General features: G+C 71.7%; 21 protein-coding genes and 1 riboswitch. Of the genes, 5 read left to right on the plus strand and 16 right to left on the minus strand.

Annotation, left to right across the window (positions count from 1 at the left end; all coding sequences use genetic code 11):
• Nucleotides 1-76 precede the first annotated feature (76 nt).
• The 5 genes from ACIBJB_RS19890 to ACIBJB_RS19910 are packed head-to-tail and all read right to left on the minus strand — an operon-like array spanning nt 77 to nt 6259.
• Nucleotides 77-1402: a hemolysin family protein gene (locus tag ACIBJB_RS19890; RefSeq protein ID WP_398932215.1), complete on the minus strand. Its 1326-nt coding sequence runs from the start codon at nt 1400-1402 to the stop codon at nt 77-79.
• 49 nt (nt 1403-1451) lie between these two features.
• Entirely contained in the window at nt 1452-1877 is a 426-nt protein-coding gene (locus tag ACIBJB_RS19895; RefSeq protein ID WP_391060896.1) for a GNAT family N-acetyltransferase, read from the minus strand.
• A gap of 57 nt (nt 1878-1934) precedes the next feature.
• Nucleotides 1935-2825: an LLM class F420-dependent oxidoreductase gene (locus ACIBJB_RS19900; RefSeq protein ID WP_398932218.1), complete on the minus strand. Its 891-nt coding sequence runs from the start codon at nt 2823-2825 to the stop codon at nt 1935-1937.
• A 49-nt stretch (nt 2826-2874) separates the two neighbouring features.
• Nucleotides 2875-5442 (minus strand): ABC transporter permease, encoded by a 2568-nt coding sequence (locus ACIBJB_RS19905; RefSeq protein ID WP_398932220.1) that lies wholly within the window; start codon nt 5440-5442, stop codon nt 2875-2877.
• A gap of 4 nt (nt 5443-5446) precedes the next feature.
• Entirely contained in the window at nt 5447-6259 is an 813-nt protein-coding gene (locus tag ACIBJB_RS19910; RefSeq protein ID WP_398932223.1) for an ABC transporter ATP-binding protein, read from the minus strand.
• A 209-nt stretch (nt 6260-6468) separates the two neighbouring features.
• Between ACIBJB_RS19910 and ACIBJB_RS19915 the strand changes: the two genes are divergently transcribed.
• Nucleotides 6469-6693: a hypothetical protein gene (locus tag ACIBJB_RS19915; RefSeq protein WP_007380443.1), complete on the plus strand. Its 225-nt coding sequence runs from the start codon at nt 6469-6471 to the stop codon at nt 6691-6693.
• Nucleotides 6690-7064, plus strand: a complete 375-nt coding sequence (locus tag ACIBJB_RS19920) for a hypothetical protein (RefSeq protein ID WP_057610595.1) — start codon at nt 6690-6692, stop codon at nt 7062-7064. The genes ACIBJB_RS19915 and ACIBJB_RS19920 overlap by 4 nt, the downstream gene beginning before the upstream one ends.
• Here ACIBJB_RS19920 and ACIBJB_RS19925 read toward each other — a convergent pair whose 3' ends face one another.
• From ACIBJB_RS19925 to bioB, 4 genes are all read right to left on the minus strand, one after another.
• Nucleotides 7065-7754, minus strand: a complete 690-nt coding sequence (locus ACIBJB_RS19925; RefSeq protein WP_398932225.1) for a class I SAM-dependent methyltransferase — start codon at nt 7752-7754, stop codon at nt 7065-7067. It lies immediately after the preceding gene.
• A gap of 123 nt (nt 7755-7877) precedes the next feature.
• Nucleotides 7878-8594 carry a dethiobiotin synthase gene (bioD, locus tag ACIBJB_RS19930; protein WP_398932227.1) on the minus strand — a complete coding sequence of 239 codons (717 nt, stop codon included), beginning with the start codon at nt 8592-8594 and terminating at the stop codon, nt 7878-7880.
• Between the two features lies 1 nt (nt 8595).
• Entirely contained in the window at nt 8596-9882 is a 1287-nt protein-coding gene (locus ACIBJB_RS19935; RefSeq protein ID WP_398932229.1) for an adenosylmethionine--8-amino-7-oxononanoate transaminase, read from the minus strand.
• The gene (gene bioB, locus ACIBJB_RS19940; protein WP_398932231.1) at nt 9875-11074 is read right to left on the minus strand and encodes a biotin synthase BioB; all 1200 of its coding nucleotides are present in this window, start codon (nt 11072-11074) and stop codon (nt 9875-9877) included. Before bioB ends, ACIBJB_RS19935 begins: the two co-directional genes overlap by 8 nt.
• A gap of 149 nt (nt 11075-11223) precedes the next feature.
• Between bioB and ACIBJB_RS19945 the strand changes: the two genes are divergently transcribed.
• Nucleotides 11224-12351, plus strand: coding sequence for an 8-amino-7-oxononanoate synthase (locus tag ACIBJB_RS19945; RefSeq protein ID WP_398932687.1), 1128 nt, complete (start codon nt 11224-11226; stop codon nt 12349-12351).
• A 38-nt stretch (nt 12352-12389) separates the two neighbouring features.
• Here the strand turns inward: ACIBJB_RS19945 and ACIBJB_RS19950 are convergent, their stop codons facing one another.
• Both ACIBJB_RS19950 and ACIBJB_RS19955 read right to left on the minus strand, forming a co-directional pair.
• Complete coding sequence (locus ACIBJB_RS19950; protein ID WP_398932233.1) at nt 12390-12611, minus strand: DUF397 domain-containing protein; 222 nt, start codon at nt 12609-12611, stop codon at nt 12390-12392.
• Nucleotides 12612-12620: 9 nt separating this feature from the next.
• Nucleotides 12621-13481, minus strand: a complete 861-nt coding sequence (locus tag ACIBJB_RS19955) for a helix-turn-helix domain-containing protein (protein WP_398932235.1) — start codon at nt 13479-13481, stop codon at nt 12621-12623.
• Nucleotides 13482-13694: 213 nt separating this feature from the next.
• Here ACIBJB_RS19955 and ACIBJB_RS19960 point away from each other — a divergent pair, with 213 nt between their 5' ends.
• Nucleotides 13695-14153, plus strand: a complete 459-nt coding sequence (locus tag ACIBJB_RS19960) for an ATP-binding protein (RefSeq protein WP_398932237.1) — start codon at nt 13695-13697, stop codon at nt 14151-14153.
• Nucleotides 14154-14159: 6 nt separating this feature from the next.
• Here the strand turns inward: ACIBJB_RS19960 and ACIBJB_RS19965 are convergent, their stop codons facing one another.
• Entirely contained in the window at nt 14160-15074 is a 915-nt protein-coding gene (locus ACIBJB_RS19965; RefSeq protein WP_398932239.1) for a LysR family transcriptional regulator, read from the minus strand.
• A gap of 86 nt (nt 15075-15160) precedes the next feature.
• On the opposite strand from ACIBJB_RS19965, the gene ACIBJB_RS19970 reads away from it, so the two are divergent.
• Nucleotides 15161-15781, plus strand: coding sequence for a LysE family translocator (locus ACIBJB_RS19970; protein ID WP_398932241.1), 621 nt, complete (start codon nt 15161-15163; stop codon nt 15779-15781).
• On the opposite strand, the gene ACIBJB_RS19975 is transcribed toward ACIBJB_RS19970, so the two are convergent.
• From ACIBJB_RS19975 to ACIBJB_RS19990, 4 genes are all read right to left on the minus strand, one after another.
• Nucleotides 15717-16319, minus strand: coding sequence for a DUF6328 family protein (locus tag ACIBJB_RS19975; protein ID WP_398932243.1), 603 nt, complete (start codon nt 16317-16319; stop codon nt 15717-15719). The genes ACIBJB_RS19970 and ACIBJB_RS19975 overlap by 65 nt on opposite strands.
• 94 nt (nt 16320-16413) lie before the next feature.
• Nucleotides 16414-16887: a C40 family peptidase gene (locus ACIBJB_RS19980; protein WP_020122382.1), complete on the minus strand. Its 474-nt coding sequence runs from the start codon at nt 16885-16887 to the stop codon at nt 16414-16416.
• A gap of 3 nt (nt 16888-16890) precedes the next feature.
• Nucleotides 16891-17102: riboswitch (cyclic di-AMP (ydaO/yuaA leader) on the minus strand.
• A 337-nt stretch (nt 17103-17439) separates the two neighbouring features.
• A complete protein-coding gene (locus ACIBJB_RS19985; protein WP_398932245.1) occupies nt 17440-17745 on the minus strand; it encodes a hypothetical protein in 306 nt (101 codons plus the stop codon).
• Between the two features lie 7 nt (nt 17746-17752).
• Nucleotides 17753-18388: an ATP-dependent Clp protease proteolytic subunit gene (locus ACIBJB_RS19990; protein ID WP_398932247.1), complete on the minus strand. Its 636-nt coding sequence runs from the start codon at nt 18386-18388 to the stop codon at nt 17753-17755.
• Between the last annotated feature and the right edge of the window lie 30 nt (nt 18389-18418).

An 18418-nucleotide genomic window follows, 5' to 3' on the forward strand; every position in this document is an offset into this window, starting at 1 on the left:
GTCATGGCTCGTGCCCCCTCCGGCGGCCCGGCGGCCGCCACCGCGCGCGCCCCCTCCTCCGGTGACTGGACCGCGGTCACGACCCGGTCACCTCCCCCGGCAGGGGCGCGTGCAGCAGTACCCGCGCCGCGCGGCGCCCCTGCGCGTCCACCACGTCGAGCCGCCAGCCGGCGACCTCCACCGAGTCGCCGACGGCCGGGATCCGGCCGAGCTCCGTCGCCAGAAGGCCGGCCAGCGTCTCGTACGGCCCCTCGGGTGCCCGCAGGCCCACGCGCGCGAGCTGGTCCATGCGGGCCGAACCGTCGGCCCGGAAGAGCTCCCTGCCCTCCTCGTCGGTGCCTGCGGGGGCCAGGTCGGACGTCTCGTGGGGATCGTGCTCGTCGCGTACCTCGCCGACGACCTCCTCGACGATGTCCTCCAGCGTGGCCACGCCCGCCGTGCCGCCGTACTCGTCGATGACGACCGCCATCGTGCGCTTGCCGGACAGCCGGTCCAGGAGCCGGTCCACGGTGAGCGACTCGGGCACCAGCAGCGGCTCGCGCAGCAGCTCGGCGACCGAGGCGCGGGGCCGACGTTCGGCCGGTACCGCCAGGACGTCCTTGATGTGCGCGATGCCGACGACCGAGTCGAGGCCGCCGCGGTAGACGGGGAACCGGGACAGCCCGGTCGCGCGCGTCGCGTTCGCCACGTCCTCGCAGGTCGCCTGGACGTCCAGGGCGATCACCTGCACCCGCGGGGTCATCACGTTCTCCGCGGTCAGGTCGGCGAGATTGAGCGTCCGCACGAACAGCTCGGCGGTGTCCGCCTCCAGCGCGCCCGCCAGAGCCGAGTGCCGGGCCAGCGCGGCCAGCTCCTGCGGCCCACGCGCCGAGGCCAGCTCCTCGGCGGGCTCAAGACCGAAGCGGCGCACCACCCGGTTGGCCATGTTGTTGAGGTGGGAGATGAAGGGGCGGAAAGCCGCGCTGAACCAGCTCTGCGCGGTGCCCACCCGCTTGGCCATGGCCAGCGGCGAGGAGATCGCCCAGTTCTTGGGCACCAGCTCGCCGACCACCATCAGGAACACCGTCGACAGCGCGGTGCCCAGCACCAGCGCCAGCGAGCGGGAGGTGGACGGCGAGACCCCGAGCGACTCCAGGGGCCCCGCGATCAGCGCCGCGATCGACGGTTCGGCGAGCATGCCGACGACCAGGTTGGTGACGGTGATCCCGAGCTGCGCCCCGGACAGCTGGAACGTCAGATGCCGTACGGCCTTCAGGGCGCCGGACGCGCCCCGCTCGCCGCGCTCCACCGCCCGCTCCAGCTGTCCGCGGTCCACCGTGGTCAGCGAGAACTCCGCCGCCACGAAGGCACCGCAGGCCAGCGAGAGCAGGATCGCCACCAGCAGGAGGAGCACTTCGGTCATCGGGTCACCTCCGTCCCATGATCGGACAGGGTCCCCAGGATCGCCCGTCCTATCCGGCGAAGGGTTTCACCCAGCGCCGCCACTTTTCCTCGGGCGCATACCCCGCCGCGCGCCACGCGTGCTGTGCGGTTTCGTTGCGCACCAGCACCATCGCGTCCCCGCGGCGCCCGCCGAGCCGTACGAACCGCTCCTCCGCGGCCGTGAGCAGCGCCGATCCGATGCCCCGCCGCCGGCGCTCCGGGTGCACCGCGAGCCGGTACAGATGACACCGCCAGCCGTCGAAGCCCGCGATCACCGTGCCGACCAGTTCGCCGTCGAGCTCGGCGAGGATCAGCGCCTCGGGGTCCCGGGTGACCAGCCGCTCCACGCCGTCCCGGTCGTCGCTGATGCTCGTCCCCTCGGCGGCCTGCTTCCAGAACGCCAGCACGGTGTCGAGGTCGTCGGGCGTCGCGGCCCGTATCCGCAGGTCAGTCATGCGGCGATCCCACCACGTCGGCCCCGCCCGGGACGGGAAATTCCAGGATCCGGACGGCTACCGGCCGCGCAGCCGCGCCATCACCGGTGCGAAGGCCTCCATGGAGGCCTCCAGCACCGTCAGATAGGTGAAGCCGTACCGCTCGCGCTGGGCCAGCACCTGAGCGACGATCTCCTCGACCGTGCCGATCAGCATGATGGGCAGATCCAGCGCCTGCTGCAGGGTCAGGTCCGGCACCCGGTGCAGGAACGGCGTGGCCACCGCCTCGCGGTCGTCGGTGACCACCACCATCTGGATGAGCAGGTTCAGTTCGGCCGGTTCCTTGCGTCCCTCGGCCAGCTGCCGATAGCGCCCGACGCGCTCGTCGAGTTGCTCGGCGGTGGTCGGGGTCAGCTTTCCGGTCGTGTTCCCCGGCACCAGGGTCGCCCCGGTGAAGGCCGCGATGTCGGCGTGCTCGGCGGACAGTTTCAGCATCCGGTTTCCTATGCCGCCGATCAGCAGGGGCACCCGGGGCCGCTGCACCGGCTGCGGCACATGGTCCTGTGAGGACAACAGCCGCTCCAACTCCTCGACCGTGCGCCGGAGATGGTCCACCCGCTCGCCCGCCGAACCGAAGGGCAGTCCCGCCTGGTCGTGCTCGGACTGCACATAGCCGGTGCCCAGGCCGAGTTCGAGGCGGCCGCCGGTGAGGGCGTCCACCGTGGCGACCTCGCGGGCGAGCAGCGTCGGGTTCCAGAAGCCCGCGTTGAGGACGAACGTGCCGAGGCGCGGTCGTTCGGTGACCTGTGCCGCCGCGACCAGCGCGGGGAAGGGGGCGATCTTGCCGAGGTGGTCGGGGACCAGGATCACGTCGTAGCCGAGTTCCTCGGCCTGTCGGCACTTGGCGCGCCAGTCCTCGTCGGTGGCGGCGGCGGTCAGGTTGACGGCGAAGCGAAACGGGCGGGGCATGAACTCTCCTCAGCGGTGAGCGACTTGAGTTGTCTGCCCCGCGATTCCATCATTCGTGCGCGATCGCCGCCAGTACGTTCATGCGCGAGGCACGCAAGGCCGGCAGCAGTGCCGCCACGATGCCCACCACCGCCGAGCCGACGACGACCGCGACGATCGTGCCCCAGGGGATCGCCAGCGCGTTCAGGCCCTGCAGCGCCAGCACCTGCTGGGTGCACACACCCCACACCAGCCCGAGCGCGAGCCCGAGGACCGCGCCGAACACGGCGATCACCACCGACTCCAGCCGGATCATCCGGCGCAGCTGACGCCGGGCGAGCCCGATGGCGCGCAGCAGCCCGATCTCCCGGGTGCGCTCCACGACCGACAGGGCGAGGGTGTTGACCACACCGAGCACGGCGATGACGATCGCGAGCCCGAGCAGCGCGTACACGAGGTAGAGCAGAACGGCGATCTGGTCGTGGACCAGGTCCTTGTAGTCGGCGAGGTCGCGCACCTGGACCTGCGGATACGGGTCGAGTGTCTTCTCCAGGGCCGCGCGCAGCCGGTCGGCGCCGGCGCCGGAGGCGGCGTTCACATACAGCGCGGAGTCCTGGCCGCCCGGCGCGAACCGCTCCAGGGTGGACAGGCCGAAGTAGATGCCGCCCTGCGTCCCGAACCCGTCCGCGGAGTCCTGGTCGGTGAGGGCGCCCACGGTCAGTTCGGTCCGGCGCCCGCCCTGGAACTCGACCGGGACCCTGCTGCCGACCTTCACGTCGTGGTCGCGCGCGAAGTCCAGGTCCATGGCCAGGTGCCCGGACGCGAGGGCGGCCGCGGTGTCGCCCTGCGCGTAGGTGATGTGGGCGACCTCGTCGAGCTGCGGGTCGTACCCCGCGGCGGTGGTCTCGACGCGCTTGCCGTCCGGCAGCCGTACGGCAATGGGCGCGAACCTCGACCGTACGACGAGCCCGGCGCCGTCGGTCCTGCGCACCGCCTCCGTGACCTCCTGCGGGAACGGCAGGAAGTTGCCGTTCTGCACGACGAAGTCGGCGCCCAGCGTCTTGTCGATCTGGTCGTCGAATGACTTGGACATCGAGGCGCTGGCCACGGACATCCCGCCGACCAGGGCGAGGCCCACCATCAGGGCGGCCGCGGTGGCGCCGGTACGGCGGGGATTGCGCAGGGCGTTGCGCTGGCTCATCCGCCCGACCGAGCCGAAGAGGGCGGGGAAGGCGCCGCCCAGGACCCGGATCACGGGCCGCACCAGCAGCGGGCCCGCGACGACGGTGGCGAGAAGCGTCAGGACGACACCGAGGCCCAGCAGGGAGGCCGCGGACGCCGTCTTCGACGAGGTGACACAGCCCACCAGCGCGGCCGCGCCCGCCGCGCCGACGATCCCGCCCACGATCGCCCGCATCCGCAGTGGCTTCCCGATCCCGGCGATCTCGGCGTCCGCGAGGGCCGCCATGGGGGAGACGCCGGCCGCGCGCCGGGCCGGGAGATACGCCGCGACGAAGGTGACGCCCACCCCGACGACGTACGCCGCCACGGGTGTTCCCCAGCCGATGACCATCTCGCTCGTCCGGATGTTCATGCCGAAGGCGTTCATCAGCGAGATGAGCCCGACGGCCAGCCCGATGCCCGTGCCGAGCCCGACCGTGGAGCCGACCAGGCCGAGCAGGGTGGCCTCGGTGAGCACCGAGCGGCGGACCTGGCGCCGGTCGGCACCCAGTGCGCGCAGGAGCCCCAGTTCACGGGTGCGCTGGGCGATCAGCATCGAGAAGGTGTTGACGATCAGGAAGATGCCGACCAGGACGGCGATCCCGGCGAATCCCAGCATGACGTACTTGATGACGTCGAGGAAGCCGCCCAGTTGGTCGACGTCCGACTTCGCCTGCTCGTCGGCGGTCCGGTACTCGTAGGTGCCCGTCCCGAGCGCGGCGGCCACACGCTGCTTGAGCTGGTCGTTGCCGACGCCCTCGGCCGCGTCGATGGAGATGCTGGTGGCGGCCTTCGTGGAACCGAGCAGCTTGGTCTGCGCGGTCGGTGGATCCAGGAACAGCAGCGTGGCGCCCGGGTTGGTGGTGGTGAACGTGACGATGCCGACGATCCGGACCTTGAAGGAGCCCGGCGCCGCGATCACGGTGAGCGGGTCGCCGATGTGCAGGTCCTTGCGGTCGGCGGTCTCCGAGTCGAGCAGCGCCTCGGACGGGCCGTGCGGGGCGTGGCCCGAGGTGAGCTTCACGGGGCTGCGCGAGGTCGGGTTCCAGTCGGTGCCGATGGTGGGGGCGCCGGTGGTCGGGCCCACGGACTTGTTCTCGGAGTCGGCGACGGTGATCCCGTCGTCCTCGGCGTCGAAGCGCGCGGCGGCGACTCCCTCGACCCGGGACACGCGGTCCGCGAGCGCGGCCGGCAGGGTGGCCGTCGTCCCGGACGGGATGGCCTCGCTCAGGTCCTCCTTGGGGCTGATCGTGAGGTCCGGCGCGGTCGAGGCGAAGAGCCGGTCGAAGGTGTGGCTCAGCGTGTCGGAGAAGATCAGGCTGCCCGAGACGAACGCCACGGACAGCACCACGGCCAGCGCGGAGAGCACCAGCCGTCCTTTGTGCGCGAGGAAACTGCGGAGCGTGGCCTTCAGCACGGCGTCAGGCCTCCCCAGCCTCGGGGGCCCCCTGGGACTGACTCCGGATCACGTCGAAACGCTTCATGCGTTCCAGTACGGCCTCCGCGGTGGGCCGCTCCATGCGGTCCACGAGCCGTCCGTCCCCCAGGAACAGCACCACGTCCGAGTGGGCCGCGGCGCCCGGGTCGTGGGTGACCATGACGACCGTCTGCCCGAGCTGGTCGACGGCCTCGCGCAGGAAGCCGAGCACCTCCAGGCCCGCCCGTGAGTCGAGGTTGCCGGTCGGCTCGTCCGCGAAGATCAGCTCGGGCCGGGAGGCGAGCGCACGGGCACACGCGACGCGCTGCTGCTGACCGCCCGAGAGCTGCGACGGCCGGTGCCCCAGCCGGTCCCGCAGCCCCAAGGTGTCGATGACCTGGTCCAGCCACTTCTCGTCGGGCTTCTTGCCCGCGATGTCCATGGGCAGGGTGATGTTCTCCGCCGCGTTCAGCGTCGGGATCAGGTTGAACGACTGGAACATGAATCCGATCCGGTCCCGGCGCAGCCTGGTCAGCTCGCGCTCCTTCAGCCCCGTGATCTCGGTGTCGCCGAGCCACACCTGACCGGCCGACACGGTGTCGAGCCCCGCCAGGCAGTGCATCAACGTGGACTTCCCTGACCCCGAGGGCCCCATGACCGCGGTGAAGCGGCCGCGCGCGATGTCCACGTCCACCGAGTCCAGGGCGAGCACGGCCGTCTCGCCCGAGCCGTACGCCTTGGTCAGACCGCGGGCGCGGGCCGCGATCCCGTCGGCCGGAACGGCACCGGGAGCGTGCTCGGCAGCAGCTGTGGACAAGGCTCTCTCCTCGCTCGTGGACGGCGCTCGCGGACCGGGTGGTCCCCATCCGGCCGAGCGTAATGTGATCCACCCCACACCCGGTATCCCCCGTGCGGTCGAGACGGTCTCCACCCCAGGTCGGGCCCCCGATACCGATGTAAGGGACACATTCCACCCGGGGGTGGACCCTCTTGCGGGTGCTAGCGTTTCGGCGCTAGCTTCGAACCATGGCGAAGACCCAGTTGAACGTGCGGGTGGACGAGGGCACCGCCCGCGCCGCCCGTGAACGTGCCCTCGCCCGTGGCGTGAGCGTCAACCGCTACATCGAGGAGCTGGTCATGAAGGACACCGGTGAAGCGGGCCAGGCCTTCGTGGAGGCCGCGGCCGACTTCATGAAGCAGTACGAATCCGTCTTCGCGGAGGAGTTCGGCAAGGATCACGAGACTCGTTGAGCGATCTGCACATCGATCTCGCCTGGCTTCTGATGCTCGCCGAGCAGAAGACCCCGGGCGATCCCCAGGTCATCGACTGGGGCGCCCTGGTCGCCGCCGTGGCACGGCACCAGGCCGAGATATTCGACATCCCCGTCTACGACAGCCCGCACCTGCGCGCCGCCGCGCTGCTGCAACTCCTCATCCACGTCCCGGCGTTGGAGCGCACCAACGCGCTCTTCGCGTGCGCGGTCGGGTACGCCTATCTCGTCGCGAGCGGACTCAGGGTCGTCACCTCGCCCGAGCTCGTCCGTGACCTCGCCAAGGTGGCCAAGAAGGGCGACGCCTCGTTGCACGACATCGCACGCGAGCTGCAGAGGTGGACCCTGTGATCAGCGCTCCGCCGGCTGTGGCCGCCAGGCGGTGCCCAGCACGCAGAAGGACGTAGGCAGCGTGGGCCCCTTCTCCGGCATCACCACCCGTCGGTAGGGGCCGAGTTCGAACCCGGCGTCCCGCAGCGCGGCGACCGGGTCGCGGGCCAGATGGCAGCCGCCGTTCAGCACCGGCCACACCGTGCGGTCCAGCGCCCGCTGGGTGAAGCGCATCGCCGGTCCGCCGCCCCTGCCGTGCTCGAAGAACCGCACGGTCCCGCCGGGCCGCAGCACCCGGCGCACCTCGCCGAGCGCGCGCGTCACATCGCGCACACTGCACAGCACCAGAGAGATCACCACGGCGTCGAAGGCCTCGCTCTTGACGGGCAGCGCCTCCGCCGCGCCGGGCACCACGTCGACCGGCACCTCGCAGCGCAGAGCGGCCTCCACCGCCAACTGCCGCAGCCTTCGCTCCGGTTCGATCGCCACGACCTCGGAGACCGTGCCGGGATAGTGCGAGAAGTTCAGGCCGTTGCCCGCCCCGATCTCGATCACCCGCCCGGACAGCCCGGTGAGCAGCCGTTCCCGCACCCGGGCCATGCCCCACCTGCTCTCGGCGGTGACACTGACCCGGGCGTAGTACCGGGCGAACAGCGGATGGTGGACGGGGTCCCGGGACACCTTGCCGGAACCGGCGGACCGCGGCGCCATGGCAGCCTCCCTCACCGGACAGGACCGACCTCACCGCCATTGTCCCCCGCGGGACCCCGGCGCACCCCTGCGGACGCTCACCGCACGAAGTCGCGCACGTGCTCGTGGCTCAGCGGGGACGGTTCAGGGAGCCTCACGCGCCCCGAACGCCTCCGCGTCCCACGTCCCGTCCAGTCGCGGTGCCAGCCAACCCGGCGCGGCGGCACGGAAGTCGGCCGGGGCCAGCCGGCCGGCGCCGGCCGGCAGGGCGCCGAGCAGCGGAGCCCCGGACACGTCCGGCAGGTCCGCGAGGTTGCAACGGGAGGCGAGATCCGGGGAGTCGGGCCAGCTGCCGATCACCACGCCCGCCAGGTCCAGCTGCCGACGGCGAAGTTCACGGGCCGTCAGTTCCGTGGTGTTCAGCGTGCCCAGGCCCGCCGACGCCACGACCAGGACCGGCGCCCGCAGCAGCTCCGCCGCGTGGGCCAGTGTCCCGCCCTCGTCGTCGAAGCGGACGAGCAGTCCGCCGGCCCCCTCCACGAGCACCAGGTCGTGCTCGGTGGCCAGCTTGGCGGCGGCCTCGGCGACCTCATGAGGGCGCACCGGCTTCAGACCGGCCCGCCGAGCGGCCGTGGCCGGGGCCAACGGCTCGGGGTAGCGGGCGACTTCGGCCTTGGTCACGGCACCCGCGAGCCGCGCCACCTCGTCGGCGTCCCCGGGCTCGTCCGGCCGTACGCCGGTCTGCGCGGCCTTCAGGACGGCGACCGTCCGTCCGGCGGTGAGCGCCGCGGCGGCGACAGCGGCCGTGGCGACGGTCTTGCCGACCTCCGTGCCCGTCCCCGTGATCACCAGTACCGGCATGTCATCCCTCCCGAGCGGCGGCAACCACTGCACGCGCGATCCGTGAAACGTCCTCGTCGCCCGTGACGTACGGCGGCATCGTGTACACGAGATCGCGGAACGGCCGCAGCCACACGCCCTCGCGTACGGCGGCCTCCGTCGCGGCCTTCATGTCGACCTCGTGGTCCAGCTGGACGACCCCGATGGCGCCCAGGACCCGTACGTCCCGCACGCCCGGCAGCTCACGCGCCGGCGCCAGCCCTTCCCGCAGCCCCGCCTCGATCCGCTTGACCTCCGCCAGCCAGTCCTGCCCGAGCAGCAGCCCGATCGAGGCGCAGGCCACCGACGCGGCGAGCGGGTTGCCCATGAAGGTGGGGCCGTGGGCGAGGACCGGGACCTCGCCCCGCGAGATGCCGTCGGCCACGCGAGGCGTGCACAGGGTCGCCGCCATCGTCATATAACCGCCGGTCAGCGCCTTGCCCACGCACATCACGTCCGGCGTGACCGCGGCGTGCTCCGCGGCGAACAGGGCGCCCGTGCGGCCGAAGCCGGTCGCGATCTCGTCGAACACCAGGAGCACGTCGTGCGCGTCGCACGCCTCGCGCAGCACCCGCAGATAGGCGGGGGAGGGGAACCGCATCCCGCCCGCACCCTGCACCACCGGCTCCACGATCACCGCGGCCAGTTCGTCCGCGTGCCGCTCGATCGCCGCGCGCAGCTCGTCGGCGTACGACTCCTCGTACGCGGCCGGAGGCGCGTCCACGAACACCTGGCGGGGCAGCACCCCGGACCACAGCTCGTGCATCCCGCCCTCGGGGTCGCACACCGACATGGGCTGCCAGGTGTCACCGTGGTAGCCGCCGCGCCAGGTCAGCAGGCGCTGCTTGCCCGGACGGCCCAGCGAGCGCCAGTACTGCAGGCACATCTTCACCGCGACCTCGACCGACACCGACCCCGAGTCGGCGAGGAAGACATGCTCGAGCCCGTCGGGAGACATGTCGACAAGGAGCTTCGCGAGCCGGACGGCGGGCTCGTGGGTGAGCCCGCCGAACATCACATGGCTCATCCGCCCGAGCTGCTCGCGCGCGGCCTCGTTCAGCACCGGGTGGTTGTAGCCGTGGATCGCCGACCACCAGGACGACATCCCGTCGACCAGCTCCGGCCCCTCGGCGAGCCGCAACCGCACCCCGCTCGCCGACTCCACGACGAGCGGGTCGACCCGGCCGGGCATCGGACCGTACGGATGCCACACGTGCCGCCGGTCGAGCGCCAGCAGCTCCGTCACCGGCAGGCGGGGCAGATCAGGCATTGGGCGCGAGATCCGTCCCGGCGCCTCGGCGGCGTACGGCGACCAGGTCCGTACGGGGCTCGCTCACCGTCGGCGTGGCCGGGGCGGCCGTACCGCAGACCCCGCCGCCCTCGTGCGACCCGCACCCGGCGCTCTCGTGCGACCCGCACCCGGCGCTCTCGTGCGACCCGCACCCACCCCCGGACGTGACCCGGTGCTCCGGCAGCGTCACCTCACCGGCGCCCTCCACCTCGAACCCGGCGTCCGCGATCATCTCCAGGTCGGCCTGGCCGGCCTGGCCCTCGGTGGTGAGGTAGTCGCCCAGGAAGATCGAGTTGGCGAGGTTGAGGGCGAGGGGCTGCATGGTGCGCAGATGGACCTCGCGGCCGCCCGCGATACGGACCTCGACGTCCGGGCAGACGAACCGGACCATCGCCAGGATGCGCAGGCAGCGCTGCGGGGTGAGGTTCCACTCCTTGGCCAGCGGGGTGCCCTCGACCGGGATCAGGAAGTTGACCGGAACCGAGTCGGGGTCCAGCTCGCGCAGCGAGTAGACGACGTCGACCAGGTCCTCGTCGCTCTCGCCCATGCCGGCGATCAGGCCCGAGCAGGCGGACAGACCGGCCGCGTGCGCCTTGGTCACGGTGTCGACGCGGTCGGCGTAGGTGTGCGTGGTCGTGATGTCGCCATAGGTCGACTCGGACGTGTTGAGGTTGTGGTTGTAGGCGTCCGCGCCTGCCTCGCGCAGCCGCTCGGCCTGGCCGTCGGAGAGCAGACCCAGGCAGGCGCACACCTCGACGCCCTCGTTCTGGTCCTTGATGGCCTTGATGGTGCCCGCGACCCGGTCCACGTCACGGTCGGTCGGGCCGCGCCCGGAGGCCACCAGGCAGACCCGCTTGGCACCGCCAGCGAGGCCGGCCGCCGCGGCCTGGGAGGCCTGCTCCGGCTTGAGCCAGGTGTACTTCAGGATGCCGGTCGAGGAGCCGAGCCGCTGGGAGCAGTAGGAGCAGTCCTCGGGGCACAGTCCGGACTTCAGGTTGACGAGATAGTTCAGTTTCACCCGCCGTCCGAACCAGTGCCGGCGCACCTTCCCGGCCGCGGCCACCACATCGAGCAGCTCGTCGTCGGACGTGGCCAGCACGGCCAGCGCCTCCTCGCGGGTCGGCAGCTCGCGCCGAAGCCCCTTGTCCACCAGCGTGTTCAGCAGGTCCATGAGAGCCGATCCTGTCGTACGGACCCGCCCCGGGCCAAGGTAGGGATCGCACAACACACCCGCTGTGACGTGTGGGTATTGCCACACCGTGGGTAGCGTTTGCTGCCGCTAGGGTCTGTCCGTTGTCTACAAAGGCCCCGGAGGACCCCATGGCGTTCGGCTGGATCGACGAACAGGCGGCGGCGCGCCGGCGGGCCGGGCTCGTACGGACCCTGCGGCCGCGTCCGGCGGACTCGCCGCTGCTCGATCTCGCGAGCAACGACTACCTGGGCCTGGCCCGCCATCCCGAGGTCGTCGAAGGGGCCGCGGCGGCCGCGCGGACCTGGGGCGGCGGCGCGACCGGGTCCCGGCTCGTCACCGGCACCACCGAGCTGCACGGCGAACTGGAACGCGAGCTGGCCGACTTCTGCGGCTTCGAGGCGGCGCTCGTCTTCTCCTCCGGATACGCGGCGAACCTGGCCGCCGTCACCGCGCTCGCGCCGCACGGCTCACTGATCGTCTCCGACGCGGGCAACCACGCCTCACTCATCGACGGCTGCCGGCTGGCCCGTGGTACGACCCAGGTCGTCGCGCACGCCGACCCGGACGCGGTGCGCAAGGCGCTCGGCACGCACGACGGGCCCGCCGTCGCCGTGTCCGACACGGTCTTCTCGGTCGACGGCGACGCGGCACCCCTGGCCGGCGTCGTCGAGGCATGCCGGGAGCACGGCGCGGGCCTGGTCGTCGACGACGCCCACGGCCTGGGTGTGCTCGGCGCCGGCGGCCGCGGTGCCCCGCAGGCGGCGGGACTCGCGGGCGCCGACGACGTGGTCGTCACGGTCACGCTGTCCAAGTCGCTCGGCAGCCAGGGCGGTGCCGTCCTCGGTCCCGCACGGGTCGTCGAGCACCTGGTCAACGCGGCGCGGACGTTCATCTTCGACACCGGCCTGGCCCCCGCGTCGGCGGGAGCCGCCCTCGCGGCCCTGCGGCTGCTCGGCCGTGAGCCCGAGCGGGCCGCACGCGCGCGCGAGGTGGCGACCGGACTGCACGCACGCCTGACCGCCGCGGGTCTGGAAGCGGTACGTCCGGACGCCGCGGTGGTCTCGGTGCGCGCGCCCTCCCCTGAGGAGGCTGTGCAGTGGGCGGCGGACTGCCGTGCCGCCGGGCTCTTCGTGGGCTGTTTCCGGCCCCCTTCGGTGCCCGACGGCATCTCACGGCTCAGGCTGACCGCCCGCGCGGACCTCTCCGAGGAGCAGATCGAACGCGCTGTGCGTGTGATCGGCGAAACACGACCATGAGTCGGCGTGACACGGCCGTGCTCCTGGTGGGCTGACGGTCAGACCGCGGCCGTGAAGCCCGCCCAGCTCTCGGGGGAGAAGAGCAGCGCGGGTCCGTCCGGATTCTTGGAGTCGCGTACGGCGAGCAGCCCGGCACAAGGCCCGGCCGACGGCCTCGCCGTCTCGACGCAGTTGTTCGCTCCGGTGCTGTAGCTGCTGCGCAGCCAGCGCACCTCGGGCAGTTCGGTACTGGAGATGACGTTCCGAGGCAGTGCAGACATGGTGCCTCCTTACGCGCCGTCACCCATCCCGGCGAGGTAATCCAACGACGCCTCGGGCGAAAGGGCGTGGGATTGAAGGGTGTTGAAGGCCTCGGTGTAGGCCTGGAGGTCTTCTTTCCGCTCGAGATAGAGGCTACTCGTCAAGTGGTCGAGAACAACCACGTCCAGATCAGAAGTGCGCGAAAATGAGAAGATTACGAAAGGGCCGGTGACGCCCACATGCGCCCCGGCAGTGAACGGCAGTACCTGCAGCCGCACTTGAGGCAGCCGCGCCGCCTCCAGGAGCCTCTTCAGCTGCCGGGCCATCACCTCGGGGCCGCCGACCTCCCGCCGCAGTACCGCCTCGTCGAGCACGGCGCTCAACTCCAGTGGCGGCTGCGCGCGGAGGATGTCCTGCCGGGCCAGCCGGACCTCGACCAGCGCGTCGAGACGTTCGTCGTCGAGGCCGTCCACCGCGGCCCGGGTCACCGCGCGGGCGTACTCGGGCGTCTGGAGCAGCCCGGGTACGACCGAGGTCTCCAGCGTGCGCATCGCGCTCGCCTGGGACTCCAGACTGATGAAGTCCCGGTAGGTCGGCGGCAGGACACCCCGGTACGCGTGCCACCAGTGGTGCCGCCCTCCGCTCTCGTCGGAGCCCGCCAATACCAGCAGCAGCTCCCGCAAATTGGCGTCCCCCACGCGGTAGGCGTCGAGGAGTAACCGCACATCGGCCGGTTTCACCCCGCTGGCACCGGTCTCGATGCGGCTCACCTTCGACTGGTGCCAGCCCACGAGCCGGGCCGCCTCACCGCTGGTGAGGCCCGCACTCGTGCGCAGCGCGCGCAGTTCGGCGCCCAGTTTCCGGCGGCGCACCGCGGGACCGTGCTGCATGGGCTACTCCTTACTCCTTACGAGCCGCCCAAATACGGTCTCGCGTCGCAGAGTTCACCGTTTTGAGCGACAGATATATGCATATCTTGGTGGATCGGCACTCGTCAGGGCCTCGCTGATGGCACTCTGACGAAGAACCACCAGTCCGGGACCGTACTCGAACCATCCGCACCGTGTCGGGCTTCGGTCCCGTGGGAAAGGGACGACGTCGCCATGGCAGACCACCTGGAAGCATCCGTCACCCTGCCGAGCGAACCCGCTTCGGTCTCCGCGGCCCGCACCTATGTCCTGAGCACACTGGCGGAGTGGGGGCTGCCGTCCACCACGGACACCGCCGAGACCGTCCGGCTCATCGTCTCCGAACTCACCACCAACGCCGTACAGCACACCTTCGGGCAGTCACCCACCTTCACGGTGGACATCGAGCTGGACCGTGACGAACACCTGCGCATCGGGGTGACCGACAGCCACCCCCGCTTCCCCAAGCGCCTCCCGGCCGCGGTCCAGCAGGACAACGGACGGGGCATGGTGATCATCCGCTGGCTCGCCGCCGAGTGCGGCGGCAAGCTGAGAGTCAGGCCCACCCGGGAAGGCGGCAAGACCGTCTCCATCGAGCTCCCGTGGACGGTACCGGCGCAGCCGGTCACGGCGGCGGGGCAGCAGGAGCCGTAACAGAGGTCATACCGGCCGTGCGCGGCCGAACGCCCCCCGCAGCAGCGCCCGGAAGGCGTCCGCCGCGGGTGCCGCCTCGCCGGTCCGGTGGACGACCGAGATCGTACGGCGCAACGCGTCGGCCTCCAGCAGCCGCGTGCCCACCGGAGTGGCCGCCGTCCGCGCCACCATCTCCGGCACCACCCCGACTCCGAGCCCCGCGCTGGCCAGCGCGCACACCAGGGCGTATCCCGGGGTCGCGACCAGCACGGACGGCGTGACCCCGGTCCTGGCCAGCACCGCTTCCACCTCCCGCCGGGCCGGATGATCCGGCGCCATGCTGATCAGCGGCTCACCGGCGAGTTCCGCCAGCGGCAGCCGCGTCGAGCCGCCCGCGAGGGCATGCCCGGGCGCCGTCACGAGGACCAGCTCCTCGCTCAGCAGCGGCTCCGCGCTCAGGGTGGCCGGGAGGGACGGGGGCTCGCCCGGCTCGTAGGCGTGCGTCAGCGCCAGGTCGATCTCGCCGGCCGCCACCGCGGTGATCCCGTCCGCGGGTTCGTGGAAGGCGACCGACAGCTCCACGTCGGGGTAGGCCCTGCGGAACGTGCTCAGCACGGGCGGCAACAGCTGAATGCCCGCCGTCTGGAAGGTGCCCAGCCTGAGCGTGCCACCCGACAGGCCGGTCAGCCGGGCGAGTTCGTGCCGGGCCCGGTCCAGCTCGTCCAGCACCCGCCGGGCCCGCGCCACCAGCAACTCGCCCGCACCGGTGAGCCGCGCGCCGCGGTGGTGCCGTACGAGAAGGGCGGTACCCGCCTCCCGCTCCAGCTTGGCCAGCTGCTGGGAGAGGGCGGGCGTGGTGTAGCCGAGGCGCTCGGCGGCCCGGGTGATCGAGCCCGCCTCCGCGACGGCGACCAGGGCGGCGAGCCGGACCGGGTCGTACATGGCAGGCCTGCCTAAAGGAGTGCTTAAGGGATACCCAGGTTATTCGACATACCTGCTGAAGGCTCTCTCGCGGCAGGCTGGTCCGCATGAACGGACAGATCGTCGCCTTCACCGGGGTCGCCGCCGGCATGGTCGCCATGCCGGGCGCCGACTTCACCGTCGTCGTACGCAACGCCCTGGTCTCCCGCCGGGCCGGGGTCGCCTGTGCGCTCGGTGTCGTGGGCGGGCTGCTGGTCCACACGGCGCTCGCCGTGGCCGGGGTCGCCGCGGTGCTCACGGCCGTGCCCGCACTGTTCCGGGCGCTCCAACTGCTGGGCGGGGGTTACGTGTTGTACCTGGGTGTACGGACCCTGCGGGAGCTGCGGCGGACCCGCACGGAGACCGTCGTCGAGGCCGGCGCGGCGGTACGCCCCCTGCGGCAGGGCTTCGTGACCAACGCACTCAATCCCAAGGCCCCCATCACCTTCCTCAGCCTGCTGCCGCAGTTCGTGCCCCAGGGGAGCTCGGCGCTGCCCCGGACGCTGCTGCTCGCGCTGATCGTGGTCGTTCTCGCGGTGGTGTGGTTCCCGGCGGTGGCCGTGCTCGTGGACCGGCTGGGGCGGTGGCTGCGCCGGCCGCGGGCCGCCCGGGCCGTCGCCGGGGTCACCGGAGGCGCGTTGACGGTTCTCGGGGTGATGCTCCTGGCCGAGCCGCTGCTCGCGGCCTGACCACCTCGCGCTGCGCGGACGGAGGCGCCGGGGACGGCTGTGCCGTCCTGCGTTCCTCGGTGAGGCCCGCCCGCCGGACCAGCCGGGGGAGCAGCCCCCACAGGCCCAGGCACACCAGCAGGGTCGCCGCGCCCGCGGCCACTCCGCCGGCCCGGCCCGTGGTCACGTCCACCACGAGCAGCACCGACCCGGTGAACGCGAGCACCAGGACCCCCATGCCGACCGTGGCGAGCCGGGAGGAGACCTGCACGATGCGGGGCTTGGCACCGCGCTGGAAGAGCGAGCGGTGCAGGGCGGCGGGCGCGGTGAACAGGGCCGCCGCGAGTACCGCGAGGAGCAGTGTGGTGACGTACGTGGCGCGCTGGAAGGCGTCGAGGGACGGGAAGCGCTGCGTGAAGGCCAGGGTCAGCAGGAAGGCGAAGAGGATCTGCACCCCGGTCTGGGTGACGCGCAGTTCCTGGAGCAGCTCACCGAAGTTGCGGTCGGCGCGCTCCAGCGGGGTCTCGTTGCGGGCGGTGCACGGGCGGTGGTCGGCCATGACGCCACGGGTAACCACCTGAGCCCGTGTCACGCGTGCGGGGAGACCCGAGGGGGCGGCGGGAGGTCAGGTCGCCGCCACCCCCTCGGGGGCGTCACTTGACCCGGCCGTACCAGACGCTCTTCGTCCAGATCTTCTGCAGCCTCACCACGTCCCCGGTCTTCGGGGCGTGCCAGATCTTTCCCTTCCCGGCGTAGATGCCGACGTGGTAGACGTTCGAACCCGAGTGGAAGAACACCAGGTCACCGGCCTTGCGGCTGCCTGAGCCGATGTGGCGGGTCTTGTTGTACTGCTGGGCCGCCGTACGAGGGAGCTTCTTGCCCGCCTTCTTGAACGAGTACAGCGTGAGCCCTGAGCAGTCGAAGCGGCGGGGCCCCGTGGCGCCGTACTTGTACGGCGAGCCCTTCTTGGAAGCCGCGACCTTGAGTGCCTTCGTCGCCGGCGTCGCGGCGGCGGCGTCGGCTGCGACGCCCGGGACCACGACGGAGCCGCCCACGGCGGCGATGGCGAAGGCCGAGGCCGTACCGGCCCGGACCATCAGCGACGGGACACGATTGAGCGCAGTCATGCGCAACCCTTCGTCAGCCGCCTGTGAAGGATGACCTGTCGGATTCGGGCTGGCGAAGTTGCCCGGCCGCTGACGCGGCTTCACCCCAAGGGCTGCTCGGCCCGGTCATGGCGTGACCGTTCCGGCGACCCGTCGTGCCTGGGTCCTCCACTCCTGCCGATCCACTTCTGTCGACCGGTCATCCGGGCGGCGGCAGGACTCGGCGTCCGCCCGGACCGCCCCGCCGCTGCGGCGGGGGCTTGTCGTCAGACAGGGATCTTGGCGCACGGATGTCCCAAAAACCCAACGGAACCGGGGGTTTGTGTTGTTACTCACCACTCACCCGTTCGGGTGGACACCCCTTCGAACCAAGGGGTGTCGAGGGCCTCGATGGCCCCCGGACCAGCACAGAAACTCCTCATTCCGCGCCCGCACTACGCGCGTTGCGCAACTTGAGGGGGCGTGAAAAAGGAGCCGCGCCTCCTGCAAATGGTGGTACGTCGTTTGGTCCGTTTCAAAGGCCCTCCGGACGCCCCGTCAGACCGCAGGACGCCCGGAAACACTGTCGGTGCGTCAATTGCCGGGTTCGGGCGGCACGGTGACCCGGGACGTGCGCCGCTCGCCGTCCAGCACCCGAAGCGCTCGTGCCAGCGTCGCGGCGTGCAGTTCGCGCTCGCCCCGGCCGTGCATCACCGCGAGCGCGTCGCGCAGCTCGGCCGCCCTGCTCACCAGCGCCTGCGCGGCGCGCAGTCCGCCATAGGTGTCCTCGCGCCGGGCCGGGTTGATCCGGCCCAGCAGGTCGACCACGTCGAGATAACGGTCGATCAGCTCGCCCTCGGCGCGCGTGAGCGCGGGCAACGGGGGAAGGTCCGGCACCATCTACGGCTCACCTCGCGTCCGGCGCGGTGCGCGAGGACTTGCGGCTCGGGACGATCGCGTCCACGAGGCCGTAGTCCAGGGCGCCCTGCGCGTCCAGGATCTTGTCCCGCTCGATGTCCACGCCCACCTGCTCGGGGCTGCGCCCGGTGTGCCGGACGAGCATCTCCTCCAAGCGGGCCCGCACCCGGATCAGCTCGTCGGCCTGGATGGCCAGATCGCTGGCCTGCCCCTGGACCGGCTCGCTCAGCGCGGGCTGATGGATCACCACCCGGGCGCCCGGCAGCACGGAGCGCTTGCCCGGGGTGCCGGCGGCCAGCAGCACGGCCGCGGAGGAGCCGGCCTGCCCGAGGCACGTCGTCTCCACGTCACAGCTGACGTACTGCATCGTGTCGTAGATCGCCGACATGGCGCTGAACGAGCCGCCGGGGGAGTTGATGTACAGCGAGATGTCCCGGTCCGGGTCCTGGTACTCGAGGTACATGAACTGCGCCATCAGATCGTTCGCCGAGATGTCGTCGATCTGGGTCCCGAGAAAGACGATCCGCTCCTCGAGCAGCTTCGAGTACGGATCCATCGTCTTGTGGCCGGAGCTCGTGCGCTCGTGGAACTCGGGCAGGACGTAACGGGCGGTGGGTCGGGCCATGGCGTACCCCTCCTCGCGGCAAGCTGTCTG

This window comes from Streptomyces sp. NPDC050759 (assembly GCF_044456945.1).
Lineage (GTDB): Bacteria > Actinomycetota > Actinomycetes > Streptomycetales > Streptomycetaceae > Streptomyces.